A 22,114-nucleotide genomic window follows, 5' to 3' on the forward strand; every position below is an offset into this window, starting at 1 on the left:
GCGGGGCTGATGCATGTTGCATCGATATCATTTGTTTGCTTCTTTTCTCGCTGAGAAGCAGTGTTTTTCAGAGGCTATCTTGTTTGCCTGCCTGATGATGGGCGGGAACGGAATGGCAATCAGAACTTGTTCCCGATCTAGCTGCGCAGCTGTAATCAAGCTCATGTGCTGCTCGAAATCCTCATGTACAAAAGTACATTCCGGTTTCTGCGCTGCGCTTCACCCCGCTGACAGCTGCTCGTGACAGATCGTGAATACGTTCTTAGAACCTTTCTAAAGTCTCGCGAGCTAAGGCAAGATAAGGCGTAAACAGCCGAGGTAGCGGAGTTTACAAGTGGTAAATGAGCATTCCGAGGGTGTTTTCAACGCCATATTGCCGACGCGCAGCAGACTTTAGACTGGTTCTTAGACCGAAGCCCGTATTTCGACCGTGGGGACGGATTCGGCTGGCGCAAACACCACCAGCACATCGAGTGCGCTATGGACAGTGCGAAAACGCGGTGCGACCTTGGCGGGTACATGCACCAGGCTGCCGGCGCTTACTTGAACCTCATCGTCGCCTACCTGCATGACCGCGGCGCCGGTAATCACGAAATACAGACAGTCTTCCTGGTGTGCGCCCTGGGTATCCTGCGCACCCGGTTCCAGATGGTAGAGACCGGCGCTCATATCGTGCGTACGTAGAAACTCCAGGTAAGGCGAAGCATGGGTCTGGCGGTCCTGGCTGATGGCGTCAAGGTGGAATATATGCATGCGATGGGGTCTACGGTAAAGGGTTAGGGGTCTTGGCGTTTGAAGGTGTACGCGCGCTCGACTTTGGCTACGCGGGTTTCGTAGCCTTCATACCAGGCGACTCGGCCTTGCTCGCGCGCCAGGGTGTGTTCGGCATGGTGTTTCCAATCAGCGATATCGGCTTCGCTGGCCCAATAGGAAACGGTAATGCCGAGGCCATTTGCATCGCGCACCGATTCCACGCCCAGAAACCCGGGCTGGTGAGCTGCCAGTGCGACCATACGGTCGGACATGTCGGCATAACCATCCTGAAGCGGGGTACGTAGCGAGGTAAAGATGACGGCGTAGTAAGGTGGTGGTGGCGTCTTGGCAAACATACTGAGGCAATGGGTTGATCGGAATTGCGCTTCACCCTGCTGATGACTGTTTGCGACAGATCGTAAACAGGCTCTGAGAGCCTGTTCAAAGTCTGCTGCATAGCTGTGATCAGGGCGCTCGTGTCGTTAAATCCTCATGTACTCGAATCTCATAGTAAGGCGGTGTCGAAGACCAGCAGGATCTCTTGTGCTTCCGGGCTGCTGGGCATCTGCCGCCTATTTTTATCTCGCACAAAACCAAGGGTTTCATAAAAACGAAGCGCCGTCGTGTTGGTTTCCACCACCCAGGCGTTGATTCTTTCCACGCCTTGTTCCGCCAACCAACGGGTGGCGGTATCGACCAGCCGCCCGCCAGCCCCGCCACGCCGGTAGGTGGGGTCTACCCACATATTGCAAATGTAGGCATGGTCGCGTCGGCTACCTTCCAGATACGCACCCGCCATACCAACGGGTTTGCCATTGCGGTACAGCAAAAAGGTGGCGGAATCCTGGCTGCTGGCATAGTGAAGGACATGTTGATGCCAATATTCCTTTGGTCGGGCTGCAATGTCGGTGTACCGGGGGCCAAAAGCCTCGGGTGCTTCTTCCAACCCCCGAAGCCTTAGATCACGCAGTACATCGGCTTGATCGGGGTGGATGCGTTCGATTTGCTCTTGCATGGTTCTTCCGTCTGTTCAGGCGCTGCGATAGGTTTGGGAATCGTGGGGGTCTGGATTTGTTATGCCCACATTGAATAAACCTAGCGCCCGGGTGACGCGGTCTTGTTCATACCTCGTCGCCGATGGCGCGGCCAATGACGATTCGTTGAATATCGCTGGTGCCTTCGTAAATTTGGCATACCCGCACATCTCGGTAGATGCGTTCCAACGGAAAGTCGCACAGATAACCATAGCCCCCGTGAACTTGGATCGCATCCGAGCAGACTCGCTCGGCCATTTCGCTGGCGAAGAGTTTTGCCATGCTGGCCTCTTTCAAGCAGGGCTGGCCGGCATCTTTGAGACAGGCGGCATGCCAAATAAGCTGACGAGCGGCCTCCAGTTGGGTGGCCATATCGGCTAAACGGAAGTTGACTGCCTGGTGTTCGAAAATCGGCTTGCCGAAGGTGATGCGCTCCTTGCTATAGCGCAAGGCACATTCGTAGGCCGACCGTGCCATTCCCAGTGCCTGGGCGGCGATACCAATGCGGCCGGATTCAAGGCTGGCCAGAGCCACCTTGTAGCCTTCTCCTTCCTGGCCCAGCAAATTGGCGGCGGGTATCCGGCAGTCATCCAGCACGATGGCGCAGGTGTCTGATGCGGCTTGGCCCAACTTTTTCTCGACTCGGGCCACGGTGTAGCCAGGAGTATTGGTTGGCACGATGAAGGCCGACAAGCCTTTCTTGCCCTTGGCTGGATCGGTTACGGCAATCACGATGGCTAATTTGCTGTTCTTGCCATTGGTGATGAATTGTTTGGCCCCATTCAGTACATAACTGTCGTCATCCTTGACGGCGCGGGTTTTGATTGCGCCCGCTTCCGAGCCTACCTGTGGTTCGGTCAGGCAAAAGCTTGCCAGATATTCACCAGCAGCCAGCTTCATCAGGTAGTTGTCTTTCTGGGCAGGGGTGCCAAATGCGAGGATAGGGCCGCAACCGACCGAGTTGTGTACTGAGACGATGGTGGAAAAGGCACCATCGCCGGCGGCCAGTTCCTCGATGGCAATCGCTGCGGCCAGGTAGTCCAGGCCTGCGCCATTCCATTTGGTCGGTACGGTAAGCCCCAACAAGCCAAGCTCTGCCGCCATGGCGAGTTCTTCGTGCGGAAAAGCGTAGGTCTCGTCACGCATGCCTGCGGTCGGCCAAAGTTTTTCACTGGCGAAGTCGCGTACGCTGGCGCGAATCATCTGGTGTTCTTCACTGAGAATCATGTTCTCTCCTCGTTCTTATCATTTGTTTCAAGCAGCGTTGTGCTGGCAGCCGTGTCTTGATGTTGCGATGCCTACTGGCCTCGTACGGCGACCCAGATTGCACATTCCAGGCTCATCACTAAATCACCTTGCTGATTGAAGGTGCGCCAAGCCAGCTGCACGACGCCAAAGTCGGGCTTGGAGCGGGAGTGCTTGCGGCCCATGACGTCGAACTCTGCGGTGAGCACGTCGCCGGGTTTGACAGGTTGATGCCACATCAGCTTGTCGACTTGCAGGCCGACAAGCCCGTTGGCAATGCGAGCCAATTCGCTATCGGCCATCATACGCATGGTATAGGCGGCAGTTTGCCAGCCACTGGCGACCTGGCTGCCGAAAACGCTGGCAATGCCGGCGGCTTCATCAAGGTGAAACGCCTGGGGGTCGTACTGTTGGGCGAAGTCACGGACTGCGGCAGGTTCTACTGCGATGGGGCCGGCTTTGAATACTCGTCCGGGTTTCAGGTCTTCAAAATAGAGCGTCATGGTCTTTCAGTTTTACTCGGGGTGTGCTCGTTCTGACGGTAGCGATTGATAAGTTTGTCGAACGCACCCTGTGCCTTGAGTTGCTGTACGGCTTGCATTACCCGTTCGACCTTGATCGGGCTGGCTTTGGGCACTGCACAAAAGGTAGGCATAGCGCTCAGCACCAGTGCGGATACCCCCTGAGCTTGCGTGCCGGGAGCTGTATTGCGTTGGTGATAGGCAACTTGTAGGTCTGAGCTGACCACCCCATCAACCAGCTTTTGTTCCAACAGCTTGTAGTTGGAGAGATGGTCATTTTCATAGACCGGCTTGATCTTGCCTACAACGATCAGGGGCACGAGCTGGGGGTAATGAAAGCCATGGATCAGCCCCAGCCGCATCCCTTTCAGGTCTTCCATGTTGCGCACTTTTTCTGCCCGATTGCGATCCACCACCACGACTTCCGTTTGTGGCACGACATCATCTGTCCAATGCAATTGGGGCGCGACCGAAGTCCATGCGGGGTTCAGGTAACAGACCAGATCGACTTCGCCCTTTTGCAGCGCAGGGTCTATCCGCTTGCGTGATAACACCACGTAGGCTTTTTCCTCATTCATCTGGCCAGCAATCAGGTCACCGATGTCCTTGATCAGGCCACCTACGGGTTCGGTGCTTTGCGGTGCGAATTCCAATAGCGGGGGTGAATCGCACTCACATAGCCCAATACGTATCGTTGCACTGGCAGGCAGCAGGACAAATAGGAGAGACAAACGTAGGACTGGGAACATGGCATGACGTCTCCGCACAGGGGGCATTTTCATTCTATCTGCGCCTGATATCCAGCCGGTTCAGCACAACTCCACCGCTAAAGCGGTGGCTTCCCCTCCGCCAATACAGAGGCTGGCGACGCCGCGGCGCTTGCCATATTGTTGTAATGCATAGATCAGCGTGGTAACGATGCGTGCGCCACTTGCCCCGATAGGGTGGCCCAGTGCGGTTGCGCCTCCGTGGACATTGACCCTGTCGCCAGGTAGGTTCAGGTCATGCATGGCAGCCATAGTTACTACGGCGAAGGCTTCATTGATTTCATACAGGTCGACGCTGTCGGAACTCCAGCCGGTTTTTTCAAACAGCTTTTGCATGGCGTTGACGGGTGCCGTGGTGAACCAAGCCGGGGCATGGGCGTGACTAGCATGGCCGACAATGCGCGCTAACGGCTTGAGGCCTCGGGCCTTGGCGTCAGATTCGCGCATCAGCACCAATGCAGCGGCACCATCGGAAATGGAACTGGAATTGGCAGCGGTGACGGTGCCGTCTTTCTTGAAAGCGGGCTTCAGGCTGGGAATTTTCTCTGGCATGGCTTTGCCCGGTTGCTCATCGGTATCGATCAAGACATCGCCTTTACGGCCGGCAATGGTGACGGCAGCGATTTCGGCCTTGAACTTGCCACTTCCAATTGCCTCCTGCGCGCGGGACAGTGAGCGCAGGGCGAATTCGTCCTGCGCTTCACGGGTGAAGCTGTACTTGCTGGCGCATTCCTCGGCGAACGAACCCATCAAACGGCCCTTGTCGTAAGCATCTTCCAAGCCATCTAGAAACATATGGTCCTTGAGTTCGCCATGGCCAAGCCGGTAGCCGCCACGCGCTTTTGCCAGTAGGTAGGGCGCGTTGCTCATGCTTTCCATACCGCCGGCCACCATCACGGTGTTATTGCCGGCGCGTAGCATGTCGTGCGCCAACATGATGGCTTTCATGCCGCTGCCACACATCTTGTTGATGGTGGTGCAGTTGGTGCTTTGCGGTAAACCAGCACCCAGGGCGGCTTGGCGAGCGGGCGCTTGACCTTGGCCTGCCGGCAGCACATTGCCCATGATGACTTCTTCGACATCGGCAGCTGATAGCCCGGCCCGTTCGACAGCCGCCTTGATGGCGACAGCGCCAAGCTGCCCGGCGTTCAGATTGGCAAAGTCACCCATCAAACCAGCCATTGGGGTGCGGGCAGCAGAAACTATGACGATAGATTCGGACATGGTGGACTTTCTTATCTAGGCTGGCGCGCCGGTTGGCGTGCTTGTTGGGTCGAAGAATCGTTAGGTTTTAGGATAAAAACATCATGCTGTCTCGTTAGCCGTTAGGCCCAGGACTTCAGTCATGATTTCGCGCATCTTGTATTTTTGAATCTTGCCGGTGATGGTCATAGGGAAGGCTGCGACAAAGTGGATATAGCGCGGCACCTTGAAATAGGCGATCTGGCCATGACAGAAGTCGCGGACTTCGCCATCGGTTAACGTTGTACCTTCCTTGGCGATGATCCAGGCGCAAAGCTCTTCGCCGTACTTGGGGTCGGGAATACCGACTATCTGGACATCATGGATTTTTGGATGGTGGTAAAGAAATTCCTCAATCTCGCGTGGATAGAGGTTTTCGCCACCCCTTATCACCATGTCTTTGATCCGGCCGACGATATTGCAGTAACCCTCGTCATCGATAACGGCCAGGTCGCCGGTGTGCATCCAGCCCGCGGCGTCGATGGCTTCCTGGGTCTTGGCGTCATCGCCCCAATAACCCAACATGACGTTGTAGCCACGCACACACAACTCCCCCGATCTCCCGCGCGGCACGATATGGCCCTCGGTATCGATGATCTTTACTTCGACATGAGGATGGATGCGGCCCACCGTGGTGACACGTCGTTCAAGCGGCACATCATTACTGCTTTGGAAGCTGGCGGGGGAGGTCTCGGTCATACCGTAGGCGATCGACACCTCGGCCATGTGCATTTCGCTTACTACCCGTTTCATCACCGCAATAGGGCAGGGTGAACCTGCCATGATGCCGGTACGCAGGCTGGTCAGGTCATACCGGGCGAAGTCTGGGTGGTTCAGGATGGCGATGAACATGGTGGGCACACCGTGCAACGCAGTGCACTTTTCCGCGACGATGGTATCCAGCACAGACTTTGCGTCGAAGCTTTCATCGGGGTAGACGATGGTAGCGCCGTGGGTAAGACAAGCGAGGTTGCCCAATACCATGCCAAAGCAGTGGTAGGCCGGGACAGGAACACACACCTTGTCGTTCGGCGTCAGCTTCAAGATGGCGCCGCTGAAGTGCCCATTGTTGAGGATATTGTGGTGGCTGAGCGTTGCCCCTTTCGGTGCGCCGGTAGTACCGGACGTGAATTGGATATTTACCGGGTCGTCGAACTGTATGCGCGCACTGACTTCGGCCAGACACAATAGGGCTTCGCTGGAGGCGGGTTTGAGCAGCGTACTGAAATTCAGCATGCCGGGCGTGTGTTCATCACCCAGGCGAATTAAGATTTTTAACGCCGGTAGCCGGGCGCTTTGCAGCATTCCAGGCTGGGCGGCGGTGAGGTCTGGCACAAGGTCATTGATCATGCCCAGGTAATCACTGTGCTTTAGTTTTGGGGCCAATACCAAGGCACGGCAAGCCACTTTGTTGAGGGAGTATTCGAGCTCAGCCAGCCGATAGGCCGGATTGATATTGACGAGCACCAAACCGGCCTTGGCTGTCGCCAGTTGCATTACCACCCACTCAGCGCAGTTGGGGGCCCAAATACCGATACGATCGCCCGGCTCCAAACCCAGCGCGAGCAAGTGCGCTGCGCAGGCTTGGACTTTGGCGTGCAACTCGGCGTAACACCAGCGAATCTGTTGATGGCACACCACCAGGGCTTCCTGCTTGGCCCAGCGTTGGGCGGCGCCGTCGAAAAAGTCACCAATGGTCTGGCCCAGCAGCGGTTGGTCGACCGCGCCGTGCACGTAACTGACCTGCGTCATGGCGTGTCTCCTCTCAAAGGACAAAGACGGAGCCTCTTGTTCTTGCGACGTGCTGTCAATTTATCGGCACGCGGGGGCTTGCTTTGTTGCCGGCTTGGGACAGTAGGGCGCTTTATTTGGTCTCGTTGAACAGTTCGCGGCCGATCAGCATGCGGCGGATTTCGCTGGTGCCGGCGCCGATTTCATACAATTTGGCATCGCGCCACAGGCGGGCGACCGGATATTCGTTGATATAGCCATTCCCGCCTAGTGTCTGAATGGCCTCACCTGCCATCCAGGTGGCTTTTTCTGCGGCATAGAGAATGGCCCCTGCGGCGTCCTTGCGAGTAGTCTCTCCTCGGTCGAGAGCCCGGCCCACGGTGTAGACGTAGGCCCGGCAAGCGCTCCAGGTGGCGTACATATCGGCCAGCTTGCCCTGCATCAATTCAAATTCACCTATGGCTTGGCCAAACTGTGTCCGTTCATGCACAAAAGGCACGACGGCATCCATCGCGGCTGCCATGATGCCCAGCGGGCCGCCAGCCAAGACGGCGCGCTCGTAGTCGAGCCCACTCATCAACACATTTACGCCCTTGCCCACTTGGCCTAGGACATTTTCAACCGGTACTTCCACGTCGTCAAAGAACAAGGGGTAGGTATTGGAACCACGCATGCCAAGCTTGTCGAGCTTGCTGCCACAACTGAAGCCTTTCATGCCTTTTTCGACCAGAAAGGCCGTCATGCCCTTGGGGCCGGCGTTCACATCGGTCTTGGCGTACACCACTGACACATCGGCGTCGCCACCGTTGGTGATCCACATCTTCGATCCATTAAGCACATAAGCATCGCCCTTTATATCGGCGCGCAGCTTCATGCTCACGACGTCAGAACCGGCATTGGGTTCGCTCATAGCCAATGCACCGACATATTCACCAGAAATCAGTTTGGGCAGGTACTTCTGCTTTTGTGCCTTGTTGCCGTTTTTGGCGATTTGATTCACGCACAGATTGGAGTGCGCACCGTAGGAAAGACCTACAGAGGCCGATCCACGCGAAATTTCTTCCATGGCGACGATATGGGCGAGGTAACCCATATTGGTACCGCCGTACTCTTCCTCTACGGTAAGGCCCAACAAGCCCATCTCGCCAAACTTGCGCCACATTGGGGCAGGGAAGAGGTTTTCTTCGTCTATCTTGGCGGCGTTGGGTGCCAGTTCGCTGGCTACAAAGTTTTGTACGGCCTCACGCAGCATGTCGATGTCTTCGCCTAAGCCAAAGTTGAGAGCGGGGATGTGCATTAGGGGTTCTCCAAAACGGCGTTGATAGCGAGTACTTCGGCCGCTGTGCTGGTTGTTTGACATGGGTTGCAGAGAATTCGCGTCAATCGAACCGGGTATTGGGTTGATGGCATCAACTTGGCCGAGCAATTGCTCGATACTTTATTTTACGTTTACGTAAACGTCAATTTTGCAATGGAAAAAAGCCCTTGCTACTCGCGTAGCAGGGCTTCGGCTTCTTGTTCCAAGTCATCCATTTCTGCAAGGATGGCATCGATATCGGCGCGTTGTTGCATCAGTGCCTCGCGCTTGGGCCGCAGAAACTCCAGCAGCTTTACCAGTTGCGGTCGTTCGTCACGTGCTGCGTCGTAAAGCGAGAACAACTCGCAGGTTTCCTGTAACGAAAACCCTAGCCGTTTGCCGCGCAGGATTAATTTAAGGCGGGTTCGGTCGGCACGCGTGAAGACGCGGTTACGTCCCTGCCGGCCGGGGGCCAGCAGGCCCTCGTGTTCATAATGGCGAATAGCGCGAGGGGTAAGGGCGAATTCGCGCGCTAACTCGGTAATGGTATAGATGCGGTTATCAGGCATGGGTATCAGAAAACTTTGAATGATTTTTATGTGCCGCGAAGATAGCAGAGGGTGGGGGGGCTGTCATAATCAGGACTTATCTGTAGAGCGGTCGAAAAACCGACTGTCATTGCTGCGGTTGGTCCTGAATTTTTGGAAAAATATCCTTAGATATCAAAACAATATATGCATTTTATCTTTTCTTTTTTTGCATGGGGCTGAAATGTTTTGAGATGGATGTGAGGGTTTCCCCATTGGTTTAACCTGCCTACATTGACCGTTTTTTCAGAAGTGCTTTATGCCGAATCGTCTTAGCTACCCCCTGCATGACCAGTTGCTCGATCCAGGGCAGACCATTGAGGTTGTTCCCGGCGTGCACTGGTTGAAAATGCCGCTGCCCTTCGCCTTAAACCACATCAACTTGTGGCTGTTGCGTGAAGAGCGCGGCTGGACCGTTGTGGATACCGGTTTTGATGCGGAGGACAGCCGTGCGTTGTGGGAACAGCTTTTCTCCGGTGCGATGGCAGGCTTGCCGATACAGCGTGTGGTGGTGACCCATTACCATCCAGATCACATAGGACTGGCAGATTGGCTGGCGCAGCGTTTTACCGCGCCTTTCTATTGCAGTTTGGGTGAGTTTGCCTCGGCTCATGCGGCATGGCATGGATTACCGGGCTTTGATGTGGTGGCGTTGAATGCACACTTTGGCCGGCATGGCCTGCCAGCGAGCAAAGCCATCCAGTATCGGGAACGGGGCAATAGCTATCGATTTGGTGTTAAAAGTCTGCCGGTCAGCTTCAACCGTATTTTGGCAGGCGATACCTTGGCTATGGGCGGCGTAGATTGGGTGACCATTCCTGGCTATGGTCATTCGCCCGAGCATATGGCGCTCTATAGCAAAGAGAAGCAGTGTTTGATCGCTGGCGATATGTTGCTGCCCAAGATTTCCACCAATGTGGGTACGTGGGCTACCGACCCGGATGCTGACGCACTCAAGCCTTTCCTGGCTTCGCTTGATCGCTTTCTTGACCTGCCCGAGGATACGTTAGTTCTGCCTTCGCACGGCCGGCCTTTTCGGGGCATCCAGCCTCGGGTCGCAGCCTTGCATGCACACCATCAGGAACGCCTTGGGGCATTGATTGCGGCCATTCAACGTCCCATGACGGCTTTTGAATTGCTGCCAGTATTGTTTGGCCGTGTGTTTGATCTCTACCAGACCATGTTTGCGCTTGCCGAGTGCATCGCCCATCTCAACCACCTCTGGCACGCCGGCATACTGCGGCGTCAGCAGGATGCTGATCTCTGCTATCGCTTCAGTCGGGTGTGATATGTCTGAACAGACACTGCTTCGTACGCTTTACTTCAAGCTGCTGGTCAGCATGGCTATTTGGGGTGGCACCTTTATTGTGGGCCGGATTCTTGCACAAGCGCTGCCGCCATTATCGGTGGCGTTCTGGCGCTTTGTCGTGGCAACACTTTGCCTGTTTTTCCTTTTATGGCGCTCGCCAGCGAGTGTGCAAATGCCTGATCGTAATCAATGGCTGTGGGCATTGGCTTTGGGGCTGTCCGGCGTGTTTGCCTACAACGTATTTTTCTTCTTCGGTTTAGCGAGGATTCCTGCCAGTCGTGCAGCACTATTGGTTGCACTCAATCCCATCATGGTGGCGTTGGTCGGGGCATTATTGCTGCGACAGGCATTGGGTGCGCGCCGCTGGATCGGGGTTGTGTGTTCCTTATTGGGTGCAGTAACGGTGATCTCTCATGGCGACTTTGCCAGCCTTTGGCGTGAAGGCATTGGCCAGGGAGAGTTACTGATACTGGGGTGTTGCATCAGCTGGGTGGTCTATACGCTGATTGGGCGTAACGCAATGCAACATTTCAGCAGCTTGCAAGCCACGGCCTGGGCCGCATTGATTGGTTGCGTGTTACTGGGGCTGACTGCTGCTCTGCGGGGGGAGTTGAGTTCGCCCTTGTTGCTGTCGCCAGCGGAATGGGGCGGCGTGTTTTACCTTGGAGCGCTGGGGACGGCAGCCGCCTTTGTTTGGTATAGCGATGGCATTAAGGTATTGGGTGCTGCTAAGACCATCGTTTTTACCAATCTGGTGCCAGTGTTTGCCGTGCTCTCTAGCATCGTACTACTGGGGGAGTCACTATCGTTGGCTACATTTCTGGGTGGCTTGGGTGTTGTGGGCGGGGTTTGGTTGACCAATAGCAAGTAGGTCAACGGTGGGCGCCACGCTTCTTCGGTAGCATTCAGGCCCATGCCCGGGCTACAGTCAGAACTACATTTCACCCGAGTGGCAACCCAATGATGACTCCAATCGAACTTGTTTCCACCCATGGGAGCGCCCGCATCAATTTGCAGGGGGCGCAGGTGCTGAATGCTGAATTGCATGGCAAGCCCTTGCTCTGGCTATCGCCCCTTGCGAGTACCGAACCGGGCAAGGCCGTACGTGGTGGTGTACCGATTTGCTTTCCTTGGTTCGGCAAGCATCCCGACGGTTTGCCGGCACATGGCTTCGCGCGCAATCAGATATGGACTTTGTGCGAGCAGCAGCCGGGCAGGGCTGTATTCGAGTTAAATGACAATGCCGAAACCCGCAGTCTATGGCCTTTTGCGTTTCGTATGGAGTTGACAATAACGCTGGATAGTGCACTGCAGTTTGATCTGCTGGTGGAGAACCGCGATACCCGGCCGATCAGTTTCAGTTATGCCTTGCACAGCTATTTTGCCGTTACCGATCTGCATCGCTGCCTAGTCGAAGGCCTGGATGGCCGCTTGCGCCGAGAGGTTGCCCATGTCACGACCCCGCAGCAGGGGGCAATTCTGCTGGATAAGCCCATCGATGCCAGTTTTGAAAGTGCAGAGGGGCCATTGCTGCTAAGGGATGGCGAGCGCTGCATCCATATCGACGCGAGCCATATGCGCAGCGCAGTGGTTTGGAATCCGGGCGCTGCTGCTGAATCGGTGGCGGACATCGGTGCGCATTGGCCTGGGTATGTATGTGTGGAGCGCGGCAATATTGGCGTTGCCAGTATTCATCTGGCACCTGGCGAAATGCATAGGGGCAGTATGCGTCTTTCGTCCTGAGTAATATGGTTGGTGACGGCGTAAACGGATGGGCCCCCAAGTGTAAAGATTTCTATCCCTTCAGCAGTGCGGTGCCCATAGTGAGTTGGCGTTAAGAATAGGTTATACGCGGATTACCAGCTATAGCAGGCTGATTCGGATTAGGTAAATTGAATCGCATTGTCAATGCGTACGTGTAAGTTGCGTGAAATGCGGCAGGACATACCCTAGACTGGATTGTGCTCTTCGTTGCCAAGCCCATGTCGCTGATTGATTTTTCCCGGCTAACCATCTCTTCTACCACCGATCTGCAAGATCCTGGTGAGATTGCGGACGCCTTGCTGCGGGCGGCACATTCAGCCGGGCTGGGGGTGTTTGTCTGGGATCTGGGTCACCAGAAAGTGATCTGGAATGAAGCCATGTATGAAATTTACAGCGTGGAACCGAGTGACACGCAAAGTGCAGCCGCAAAATGGCTGGTGAAATTGCATCCCGAGGATGTATTGCGCGTAGATAAGGAGATAGAGGCCGCCCTACGCGGTGAAAAACCCTATGACTCAGTGTTCCGGGTAAGCGATGTAGCGGGCGGCTGGCGCTATATCAAGGCTAGTGCCTGGGTAGAGTGGGATAGTTCGGGCAATCCAAGCCGTATGACGGGGATTAATCAGGACATTACCCGTTCGGAAGGTTTTAATGCCTTGGTTGGTGATATTAGAACTGGTACGTCCGATCTGGTCAGCCAGCGTTATTTCGAATCGTTGGTTATAGCCCTGGGCGGTGCGCTGGGCGTGCGTTATGCCTTGGTAGCCGAGGTTTACCCGCGTGATCAGCCAACCCATGCCCGCACGATTGCATTGAGTGTGGATGGCAAACTGGGTGAAGCCTTGGTATATGAGCTGGCAGGTACACCTTGTGCCAATGTGCTCAAAGACGGGGTTTCATTTTATCCCGAGGGTGTGCAGCAACATTTCCCTAATGATTTGCTGTTGGTTGATATGAAGGCCGAGAGTTATTTCGGTGTGCCTTTACGTGCGGTCGATGGCACCGTGCTGGGTCTGCTCGAAGTACTGGATGATAGGCCCAATACAGATATCAGCCAGACACGCACCGTGTTGGAGGTGTTCGCCGGGCGTGCCGGTGCAGAGTTGGAACGCCTGCAGCGAGAAGCCGAAATAACCCAGCTCAATGCCAGCCTGGAATCACAGGTATCGATACGTACCGATGAATTGCGCCGCACCATGCGAGAGCTGGAAGCCTTTACCTATTCGGTATCGCACGACCTGAACGCGCCGTTGCGCGCCATACATGGTTTTTGCAGCATTTTGCGCGAGGACTACCTCGCTGTGCTCGATAACACAGGATGTAATTATCTGGATCGAGCCCTGAGCGCTGCTGAGCGGATGGGGCGATTACTCGATGATCTGGTCAGTTTATCGAAGATTTCCTTGCGTCCTCTGGCGGTAGGTAAAGTCAATCTGGTTGAGTTAGCAGCGGAGATCGTGGCTGATTTGCAAGATCGTCAGCCCTATAAAAACCTGCGGTTTGATGTACCGCCACAGCTGATTGTCCATGCCGACCCTGGGCTCATGCGCATACTGCTTGATTGCCTGCTACGAAATGCCTGGCAGTTCATCGAGCAGGCGGAAACACCTCATATCCAACTGATGGAACGCCAGCGCGATGGCCGGCGTGAGATTGTTGTACAGGACAATGGCCGGGGGTTTGATTCTGAATCAATTGAGCGTTTGTTCGCCCCCTTTCAAACACTGAATAGCCAGGGCGGGTTTACAGGTAGTGGCACCGGCCTTGCCATCGCACAGCGCATCGTACTACGCCATCATGGCAGCATCATGGCTGAGAGTCAGCCTGGGCAAGGGGCCAGTTTCTCTTTCTGGTTACCGCCGGCCGGTGATTTGATGGCGTTGTTGGCGGACGATCCTTTGTAAGAACCTGTTCAATGTCTGCTTTGCGTCGGCGATGTGGCGTTGAAAACGCCATTCGAATACTCACTTACCCTTTGTAAACTTTGCTTCCTCTGTTGTTTCCGTCTTGCCTCGCGCTGGCTAGCGAGAGTTTGCACGGGTTCCAAGCCAACCTGGGCAAAATGAAAAGTGGGCACCCGAAGGTGCCCAAACAGGGAGCTACAGCATTACAGGGAAGTGTTTAATCAGTTTGCGAACTTGGGTGTCACTGCCGCGTTCGCCAGTTGCAGCTGGCCATCCTTGACCGGAATGCGGTCGCTGGCGGGTGGTGCATCCATCCGGATCATGGCGGTCTTGCCATCAAGGCGATATTGCACGTCGTAACCAACGGTTTTTTCGTGCGACTTGGTTTCCGTTACGCAGCGTTGCTTGGTGCTGGTGTAGGTATCGCCATCCTGCATATTCTTCTGGACTTGGTTGCCTGCGTAGGCACCGCCAGCTGCACCTGCTACGGTGGCCAGCTTCTTACCATTGCCGCCACCAACTTGATTGCCCAGTACGCCGCCCAGCAAACCGCCCACTACGGTACCGGCAATCCGGTTTTCATCTTTTACCGCACGCTTGTGGGTGACTTGAATGTCGTGGCAAACCTTTTCCGGTGTCTTGATGGTTTCTTTTACCGCGACTACTTGCAGTACTTCAGCGTATTCCGGGCCCTTGAGGGCTTGGTAGCCAGCAACAGCGCCTAGCGAAAGCGCTGCCGCGCCACCAATTGCAATGCCGGTCAGCATCGATTTGTTCATTTGTTGCTCCTTCTTTTTCGAGTATTGCGATAAGTGTTGCTGTGACGTTGGGAGCGATTATGCGTAGCCGGGCTGAACCTTTCCTGAATCGTTCTAACTAAGGCGATGCTTCACTGGTTGTCGAGGCGGGAGGTTGATTTTTTACTTGAGATACCGCAGGTAGGAGGCAGGTTATTGGGCCCCTCGGCCGTAACCTGTCCTCTGCCTATAGAACCAATTCACTGTCTTATCGTGCGTCCTTTTTCGGACGTCACCTTGCTGCTTACCCCAAATCCTCCTATGAAAAAATACGTTGCTAGTCTTATCGCTGCCGCCAGCTGTCATGCGGACATTGCCGTGGCGGTTTGCGATAAAAACAAACCTGCCAGTACCCCCACATCTCACTTTGTGCTCAAAGAAGGGGAGGCATTCGACCCGAAAACAAAGCTGACTTGGGCCCGATGCAGTGTGGGCGCCACTTGGAAAGGTGGAGCGTGCGTCGGTGATGTGAAGCCAATGCAGCTGGATGAGGCGAAGAAGTATGCTCAGAAGTTAGGCAAAGGCTGGCGTGTACCAACGGTTGAAGAGCTCTATGGCATTGTGGAACACCAATGCAGCAATCCAGCGGTCAATGCGGTGGTGTTTCCGAATATCAGGAGCTTGGGAGAGGGCGCACCTTATTGGAGCCTCACTACCGTCAAGGGGATGTCGCCGCTGGTGTATTACGTCGATTTCCTCAGCGGCGAGGTAGACGGCCATACCAAGGGATTTGCACTGGGTGTGCGCTTGGTGCGTAGCGGGAAATAGGCTTTGCCACTGTTGGCGTAGAGCCTGATCACGGCTGTGCAGTAAAATCGTCAACAGGTTCTTAGAACCTGTCTAAAGTCTGCTGCGCGTCGGCAATATGGCGTTGAAAACACCCTCGGAATGCTCATTTACCACTTTTAAACCCCGCTTCCTCGGCTGTTTCCGCCTTCTCTTGCCTTAGCTCGCGAGACTTTAGACAGGTGCTTAGGGATGCCAATGTATTCGACAGCCCCCAAAAACAGGAACTGTCGAAATGGTCTACCTCTACTGGAGCTACATGCTTACCAATCTGTCAGTGTTTGGCCGGCTTCCAGATAATGTGGCGAAGTGGTGCCTTGCTGAGTTATCACCTGGATTTGGTCGATTTGTTCAAGCACCTGCTGCGAGGTGCCTGATGCCAACCCGAGCCATGCCCAGTTATCGCCACCCATCGCCGGGATTTCGGTCTGCTCGTCCAGAAGCTGGGTATGGCGCAGGCTCCAAGCCTTGGGCAGAACGATGCCTTCGAACTTTTCCTTGCGTGCCACGCCGTAGAAGATGGATAGCGTTTCTTGCGGTGTCTGCGCCGGCAGAGGTTGCGTTACACCCAGGCAGCCGATCCCGATTACGTGGGCAAATAGCGTGACGGGGTCGATGCCTAAAGCGATGGCCATTTGTTCGGAGACGGCTGCGCCGGCGATGCGGCCAACGTTGGCGTCGATCAGGCGGGTGCTATGTTCATCGACCAGAAATTCGCTGTGGAAGTAGCCTTGGCGAAAGCCAGAGCGTGCAACCAACGTTGTGACCGCTTCTTTGGCTGTATCACGGGCGGTCTGCGACAAATGTCTGTCGCCAGGGAAGAGATTGGCAGACTCGGTTTTGCGGATTTTCTTGCGCAGACTAAAGCCAAGGAAATGGCAGATGCCTTCGGTAACATAGCCTTCAAGGCTGACCAACTTACCGTTCAGTTTTTCCTGAATCAGGAATGTGTCTACGCCCAGCGCTGCGGCTTGTTCGGTAATGTGTTGCTGGATCAGGTCGACATGGTTTTGCTGTGGGCTGAACTCGGCATAACCGAGCGCACCCGCCCCGCGTGATGGTTTGACGATCAGCTGGTGGACATCGGCTAGCGCGGACAGGGCGGACGACAGATCGTCGCCGGCCACCATGGTGATCGACCGGGGGCTGTACTCAGGTATCAGTGCAGCCACGCCGGCTTTTTCACTGATGCGTGCCAAGGCTGGGTCCAACCCGCGCACGCCCAGCTTGGTTGCCGCCTGCTGCGCCACGGCGATGCGTGAATCCAATAGCGTCACCACGGCTTCGATGGTGTCGGATGGCAAATCAGCCAGGGCTTGGTCGATGATGGTCGAGTCATTCGTGTTACCGCATTCCAGTACTTCGAATTCCATCAGCTGGCGTCGGGTATCGGCTTGATACTGGTTCAGGCTGCTGAGCAGGAACAAAGGCTCGAAACCCAGTTGGCGAATGGCGAGACCGGTGTAGCGTGCGCCGACATCTGAGGTTTCCAGTACGATGATTTTCTTACGCATGAATGCGCTCCTATTGGTTTGGTTAGGCTGTCAGCGATTGATCTGGCCAAGGTTGGCATGTAGCACTGCGCCATTCAGGCTGGGCGACACCGCGCAAAAATAGGCCAGGGATGCAATTTCGGTGGGTTCAACCAAACGGCCGAACGAGACACGCTCGCGCAGGAAGGTTTCGTCGATTGCCGTGTTGGCAACCACCATTGGCGTGGCGGTAACACCGGGGCAGATACAGCAGCTGTGTACCGACCGGCCACTGAAGTCCTGTTGCGTGGCGCGCATCATGCCGATAGTGGCGTGCTTCAGGGCGCTGTAGGAGAAAGCCCCCGGCACGGCGATGTCTGCAAGCGTCGAGCCCAGATAAAGAATGGAAGAGTCGGGTACAAGGCGCGGAGCCAGCAGCTGGTTGAGTTTTGCCGGGCTGGCGACCATCAGGCGAAAAGCCGATTCCAGATAAGCTGCATCGACGGCATCCGCCTTGTCATGGCTAAACGCTGCAGCGTTATGCACCAGCGTCAGCGGGCCGCTATGGTCTCCCAAACAGGTTTCCAATCGTGATGCGCACCAGTCCGGCTGCGCCAGGTCAATGGCCACATGGTGCACGCCCGCCAATTCAGGGTGTCGCCGCGATACGCTGATAACGCGCCAACCTTCATCCAAAAAACGCTGGCAGATGGCTGCACCGATACCGGAGCTGCCGCCGGTGACAATTGCCGTTCTCATGACAAAATCGCCTGGCGACGAGCTTGCTGGCCTCGGGAAGACGCGACACTGACACTCATCTCGGCCAGATACTCACGTGGCAGATCGGTTGTTACCAGCAAGCGCCCAAGAAACCATTCAGCCAATGCTTCCAGCGTGATATTTGGCAGTTCAAGCATCACCACATCACGGTAGGGAAAGGTGAATTTGTCATCGGCAAATCGGCATTCGATATCGTTACCGATGCGGCTGATTTGCAAATGGGCGGAGCGAGCGGGCAGCAACATGCGCTCGTCCAGTTCCGCGCAGAGTGCGCGCAGACGGGACTTCAAGAGGCGGTAGTCAAAGATCATGCCGTTCTCTTCGCCCCTGGCGACAACCTCCATCCCTACGGTGAAGTTGTGGCCGTGCAGGCCCTCGCGTTCGGTGGCCGAGAAGATTGTGAAATGCGCCGCAGCGAAACCGATGTCGTCTCTGTCTATGCGAATAGCCAATCTATCCTGCCGCATGCTGCTTTCCTGCGCGTTCTGCCAGTGCGGCTGCCGAGATACAGATCAGGGCAGCGACAGCTTGTTGGGCGGTAATGGTCTCTGCGGTGAGTGCCACGGCAACGCCCAACGCCAAAATCGGCTCGAAATACTGCGAAGTAACGGCAAACACCGGGGTTTTACGCAGTGCGAAAGAATAGGTGTAATAGCCAATAGGGACGATAAGCCCAACCAGCGCGGCCCCTCCCAGACTCGGCAAGCTGATGCCTGCTGTGCTGAAGCCGGCCAGTGCCCATACAGGAAAGGCAGCCATTAGCCCGAACAGGCTGCTCAAGCCAGCAATTTCTATGTCGCTGAAGGTAGTCTGAAAGCGGATGATGAATGCGCTATACAGTGCCCAGCTGACCATCCCACCCAACATTGCCAACATCGCCATCCAGCTTAGATTACTGCCGCCCCCGGTTTTGTGGCCGGACTGGGCGAACCAGATGCATGACAACAGCGTGATACCCACACATAGCCAGCCCCAGACGTTCAAACGGATACGAAGGGTCACCAGGCAGAGAATGGGGGTGAGCGAGAACACCACGATATAAAGCGTGGCGGGCATTGCCTGTAGCGCCAGTGTCTGTAGGAAATAGATCACTCCATTCAGCAGCAGAAACGCCAGCCATTCAATCGGCCGCAAGGCAGCGAGTTTGCGCACGATGCTGCTCATAATCGACGCCAACAATAGGGTCGATAAGGTAAAGCGAACGACCAGGAACAACGCGATATTGGAATCGAAGGCACTGTGCTTAATGAGTATGGGCAAGATGGCCCATACCGCTACGGCAACAATGGCAAGGCACTGAGAAAGGCCAAACATAGCGCTATACCTTGATGGGTTGGTTTATACGGACACGAGTAGGCACATCGGCGCAACGGCGCAGCGCTTGTGCCATTGAGTCCGGGTAGATGAATTGGCCTGCCTCATCTTTTGGCACACGCTCGTCGATCCAGCGCTGTAGTGCATCGATTTGATCCGGTTCATTGAGCAATTGGGCGCCAATGGCTTGTAGTTCGTCGAATACGACATCGAATATGCTGGCGATCCGGTCCCGGGCAATACGCCACAGGCCGGAGGTTGAATCGTGGCTCAGGCAACCAACGCGTTCGGCGATTTGCCACAGATAAGCGCCGATCCAGGCATCGTTATCGGTGTTGAGTGCGCCATGTACGCTGTCCTGCTCGTAATGCATACGGCCAAACCAGAACAGCCGTTGGTACAGCACGAAACTGGCCAGTTCCGGGAATTCAGGTAGGAACTTCACTAAGTATGTATCAGTGCTCAACTCACCCATGATATCTACCTGCATCTTGGACAAGTGGATGTTTTCATCCTTGCAGGGCGAGACTTTCCATGGCCCGACGCGATGACCGATTTCGTGGAAGACTGATGCTAGATAAATGAGTTCGCGCCGTTGTGTACAGAAAGACTCGAAATAGTCGAACTGGGTCTGAGCGTCGAACATGCGTTGTACGCACGGTGTTATTACCTGATCAAACACCGCATCCCAGATGTCGATCAGCTCAAGGCCAAAATAGTCATTGTGCTGGCCAGTCGAAAGGCCCAGCACTTCGGGGAAGAACATGAAGATATTGCGGCCTTCAACAATCTGGCCTTTTGCGCTGAGGACATGCACCGGGAAGTGGGCAGGCCAGCTCTGGTCAACCATCCGTGGGTCGAAGTCCTGGTAGCGCGAGATGAAACTGGCAAAGCCACCGAGTTGTTCAGTCCAGTTTGCCACCCGGTCACGCAATGGTTGGTCGACGAAAAGCTCGCATTGCGTCTGCTGTAGTGTGCCCTTGGTGAACTGGAGCGGGTAATCGATAAGAATGCGACGGTCGCCTCGGTCAAGGCGGATGCGCAACGAGCGGAGGTAATCCAATGCTAATGCATTAGTTGTTTCCATGATGGTATCTTGGCCCAATGTCTTGAGTTAAAAGGTATGTATACAAAAAGCGGAAAGCTACTTTGGGCTGTGGTGCCGAGTGCCCGAAGTCAATACAAGTGCATGCCCGTTACGTCATTCGGCGAATCTGGCCGGGAGGCCCGATATGGGTGTTTGCTCACGGGTTTTATTGGTTTTGATACCCAGTGCAGATTGGGTTTGATCATCGATTTCGATCCAGAACGCCAACACTGGCTTTCCATCAATTAATCGGGGCACCGAAATCCGATGGACGTTGACCCCCATTCTTCGTAACAGCCGTTCGTTGCCGACGGCAGAAAAAGCAATCAGGCGGACTGCGCCTTGCCTGGCGGCGGTATCCACGATGTTCGCCATCAATGCGCAGGTGTTTTGCCAAGCCTCGGTACTGCTTAAACGCGCCCCGTTTGGCGCACTGATCGCAAAACGCGACAGCTCCCAAATATCCCTTACATGCGGGAGGGGCATCTCGCCCACCAATTCGGGGAATACTTCGCTCAAGAGGTAAGGGTGTGTAGTGGGGAGGAGGCGGCCGCAACCGCAGATTTCACCCGATGCATCGCGTGCAATCACATAAACGGTGTCGTCACGATCAAAGACATCCCGCTCTTGTGTGTTCTCGGTGGGTAAAGGCCACCCTAGTTCTTGAACAAACACACGATGGCGAAATTTTGCCAGCGATACCTCTACTTCTACCCGAAGTTCCTCCCGGGTACCCGAAACCATCTGAAGCATGTTGCTTTCATTCTTGGACTTACGAAGACATTGATTAGACGTGACTGGCCTGGCGCACAGTAGCTGCCCCTTCGGGCAGGTTTGAAGTTTTTCCCTACTATGCCGTCGTTATTTGCGGTAGGCGCCGCAAATAGGGGCGAAAGCCCGGCTGCGCCGTCACCAAGAGGGACAGGATGCCCCTGTCAACATGCCTATTTTTCCCTGAATTGCCCCAACTTTATGTTCCCGGGGACCGGCTTATGGCGCGGAACACGATCTGGAAATCGGGGTGTAGGGGAGCAAAGTGGATGTTTTGTGCAACAAAACATCCCAATAAGCAAAGTGAAATAACAGAATTTGAGTAAATTATTGCATTGGTTTTGTGTGGTGCAGCACCCGTGGGACAAGTTAGTGACGAGCGATAAGGCCTTGCCACTCCAGGCCGGTAACCCATGCCAGCAGTAATTCGGCGGTCTTCTGGGAGCCCAAGTCATACCCTGTTTGGGTACGGAGCATCACATTGCTGCTGACCCCACCGGGCGCTAGAATCGGCCGCTCTGTGGTGCTTGGTAGGAACCAGGCCCAGCCGATACTGATTTGAGGGGCGGTTGTTTCGCTCACCCACTCGCAGAATCCAGCGATGCTGGGTTTGATGCCCCAGTCTTTCAATTCATTCAGTAAGTCTGTGTCCTGCCAGACCATAAGCTGCTTTATCGGCGTGCTGCATAAGTCGGCAAAGGTGAGTCTTATCAAACCGTCAGGTGCTAACGCTAGCATTGGTATTCCATAGGGCTCGGCATTGTCGGGAGTTCGGCGCTTATCTGTGATGCAGCAGCACTCGCGTTCTTCTTTCATTTTGCCGGCAGTTATCGGGACTACGTATTTATCCTAAGAACCTGTTTACGATCTGTCGCGAGCAGTCGTCAGCAGGGTGAAGCGCAGCGCAGAAACAGGAATGTACTTTTGTACATGAGGATTTTGAGCAGCACATG

General features: G+C 55.1%; 22 protein-coding genes and 1 pseudogene. 5 read left to right on the top strand and 18 right to left on the bottom strand.

Annotated elements, in window-relative coordinates:
* Positions 1-405 precede the first annotated feature (405 nt).
* The 10 genes from CSQ89_RS01500 to CSQ89_RS01545 all read right to left on the bottom strand — a co-directional run bounded on the left by CSQ89_RS01500 (position 406) and on the right by CSQ89_RS01545 (position 9,159).
* Entirely contained in the window at positions 406-753 is a 348-nt protein-coding gene (locus CSQ89_RS01500) for a cupin domain-containing protein (RefSeq protein ID WP_099404424.1), read from the bottom strand.
* 23 nt (positions 754-776) lie between these two features.
* Complete coding sequence (locus CSQ89_RS01505) at positions 777-1,109, bottom strand: antibiotic biosynthesis monooxygenase family protein (protein ID WP_099404425.1); 333 nt, start codon at positions 1,107-1,109, stop codon at positions 777-779.
* 149 nt (positions 1,110-1,258) lie between these two features.
* Positions 1,259-1,768, bottom strand: a complete 510-nt coding sequence (locus tag CSQ89_RS01510) for a GNAT family N-acetyltransferase (protein ID WP_099404426.1) — start codon at positions 1,766-1,768, stop codon at positions 1,259-1,261.
* Positions 1,769-1,874: 106 nt separating this feature from the next.
* Entirely contained in the window at positions 1,875-3,014 is a 1,140-nt protein-coding gene (locus CSQ89_RS01515) for an acyl-CoA dehydrogenase family protein (protein WP_099404427.1), read from the bottom strand.
* A gap of 71 nt (positions 3,015-3,085) precedes the next feature.
* The gene (locus CSQ89_RS01520; protein ID WP_099404428.1) at positions 3,086-3,535 is read right to left on the bottom strand and encodes a MaoC/PaaZ C-terminal domain-containing protein; all 450 of its coding nucleotides are present in this window, start codon (positions 3,533-3,535) and stop codon (positions 3,086-3,088) included.
* Positions 3,532-4,302, bottom strand: a complete 771-nt coding sequence (locus CSQ89_RS01525) for a substrate-binding periplasmic protein (RefSeq protein ID WP_158228859.1) — start codon at positions 4,300-4,302, stop codon at positions 3,532-3,534. The genes CSQ89_RS01520 and CSQ89_RS01525 overlap by 4 nt, the downstream gene beginning before the upstream one ends.
* A gap of 60 nt (positions 4,303-4,362) precedes the next feature.
* Positions 4,363-5,544, bottom strand: a complete 1,182-nt coding sequence (locus CSQ89_RS01530; protein ID WP_099404430.1) for an acetyl-CoA C-acyltransferase — start codon at positions 5,542-5,544, stop codon at positions 4,363-4,365.
* An 81-nt stretch (positions 5,545-5,625) separates the two neighbouring features.
* Positions 5,626-7,314 carry an AMP-binding protein gene (locus tag CSQ89_RS01535; protein WP_099404431.1) on the bottom strand — a complete coding sequence of 563 codons (1,689 nt, stop codon included), beginning with the start codon at positions 7,312-7,314 and terminating at the stop codon, positions 5,626-5,628.
* A gap of 112 nt (positions 7,315-7,426) precedes the next feature.
* Positions 7,427-8,590: an isovaleryl-CoA dehydrogenase gene (locus CSQ89_RS01540; protein ID WP_099404432.1), complete on the bottom strand. Its 1,164-nt coding sequence runs from the start codon at positions 8,588-8,590 to the stop codon at positions 7,427-7,429.
* Positions 8,591-8,781: 191 nt separating this feature from the next.
* A complete protein-coding gene (locus tag CSQ89_RS01545; protein WP_099404433.1) occupies positions 8,782-9,159 on the bottom strand; it encodes a MerR family transcriptional regulator in 378 nt (125 codons plus the stop codon).
* Positions 9,160-9,436: 277 nt separating this feature from the next.
* On the opposite strand from CSQ89_RS01545, the gene CSQ89_RS01550 reads away from it, so the two are divergent.
* From CSQ89_RS01550 to CSQ89_RS01565, 4 genes and pseudogenes are all read left to right on the top strand, one after another.
* A complete protein-coding gene (locus CSQ89_RS01550; RefSeq protein ID WP_099404434.1) occupies positions 9,437-10,465 on the top strand; it encodes an MBL fold metallo-hydrolase in 1,029 nt (342 codons plus the stop codon).
* Position 10,466: 1 nt separating this feature from the next.
* A complete protein-coding gene (locus tag CSQ89_RS01555) occupies positions 10,467-11,357 on the top strand; it encodes a DMT family transporter (RefSeq protein WP_158228860.1) in 891 nt (296 codons plus the stop codon).
* Between the two features lie 92 nt (positions 11,358-11,449).
* Positions 11,450-12,160, top strand: a pseudogene (locus CSQ89_RS01560) (D-hexose-6-phosphate mutarotase); the annotation flags it as partial.
* Positions 12,161-12,468: 308 nt separating this feature from the next.
* Positions 12,469-14,154: a sensor histidine kinase gene (locus tag CSQ89_RS01565; protein ID WP_099404437.1), complete on the top strand. Its 1,686-nt coding sequence runs from the start codon at positions 12,469-12,471 to the stop codon at positions 14,152-14,154.
* Positions 14,155-14,375: 221 nt separating this feature from the next.
* Here the strand turns inward: CSQ89_RS01565 and CSQ89_RS01570 are convergent, their stop codons facing one another.
* Positions 14,376-14,933, bottom strand: a complete 558-nt coding sequence (locus tag CSQ89_RS01570) for a glycine zipper 2TM domain-containing protein (protein ID WP_099404438.1) — start codon at positions 14,931-14,933, stop codon at positions 14,376-14,378.
* 279 nt (positions 14,934-15,212) lie between these two features.
* On the opposite strand from CSQ89_RS01570, the gene CSQ89_RS01575 reads away from it, so the two are divergent.
* Positions 15,213-15,719 carry an Lcl C-terminal domain-containing protein gene (locus CSQ89_RS01575; protein WP_158228861.1) on the top strand — a complete coding sequence of 169 codons (507 nt, stop codon included), beginning with the start codon at positions 15,213-15,215 and terminating at the stop codon, positions 15,717-15,719.
* A gap of 281 nt (positions 15,720-16,000) precedes the next feature.
* Here the strand turns inward: CSQ89_RS01575 and CSQ89_RS01580 are convergent, their stop codons facing one another.
* The 7 genes from CSQ89_RS01580 to CSQ89_RS01610 form a co-directional block, all read right to left on the bottom strand.
* The gene (locus CSQ89_RS01580) at positions 16,001-17,251 is read right to left on the bottom strand and encodes an ATP-grasp domain-containing protein (RefSeq protein ID WP_099404440.1); all 1,251 of its coding nucleotides are present in this window, start codon (positions 17,249-17,251) and stop codon (positions 16,001-16,003) included.
* Between the two features lie 30 nt (positions 17,252-17,281).
* Entirely contained in the window at positions 17,282-17,968 is a 687-nt protein-coding gene (locus CSQ89_RS01585) for an SDR family NAD(P)-dependent oxidoreductase (protein ID WP_099404441.1), read from the bottom strand.
* Positions 17,965-18,456: a 6-pyruvoyl trahydropterin synthase family protein gene (locus CSQ89_RS01590; RefSeq protein ID WP_099404442.1), complete on the bottom strand. Its 492-nt coding sequence runs from the start codon at positions 18,454-18,456 to the stop codon at positions 17,965-17,967. The genes CSQ89_RS01585 and CSQ89_RS01590 overlap by 4 nt, the downstream gene beginning before the upstream one ends.
* Positions 18,443-19,303, bottom strand: coding sequence for a DMT family transporter (locus CSQ89_RS01595; protein ID WP_099404443.1), 861 nt, complete (start codon positions 19,301-19,303; stop codon positions 18,443-18,445). Before CSQ89_RS01595 ends, CSQ89_RS01590 begins: the two co-directional genes overlap by 14 nt.
* Before the next feature lie 4 nt (positions 19,304-19,307).
* Positions 19,308-20,390: a hypothetical protein gene (locus CSQ89_RS01600; protein WP_099404444.1), complete on the bottom strand. Its 1,083-nt coding sequence runs from the start codon at positions 20,388-20,390 to the stop codon at positions 19,308-19,310.
* Between the two features lie 114 nt (positions 20,391-20,504).
* Positions 20,505-21,143 (bottom strand): acyl-homoserine-lactone synthase, encoded by a 639-nt coding sequence (locus CSQ89_RS01605; RefSeq protein WP_099404445.1) that lies wholly within the window; start codon positions 21,141-21,143, stop codon positions 20,505-20,507.
* A 387-nt stretch (positions 21,144-21,530) separates the two neighbouring features.
* Complete coding sequence (locus CSQ89_RS01610; protein WP_158228862.1) at positions 21,531-21,899, bottom strand: DUF4902 domain-containing protein; 369 nt, start codon at positions 21,897-21,899, stop codon at positions 21,531-21,533.
* Positions 21,900-22,114 lie beyond the last annotated feature (215 nt).

The sequence above is a fragment of the Chitinimonas sp. BJB300 genome, from assembly GCF_002735695.1.
Lineage (GTDB): Bacteria > Pseudomonadota > Gammaproteobacteria > Burkholderiales > Chitinimonadaceae > Chitinimonas.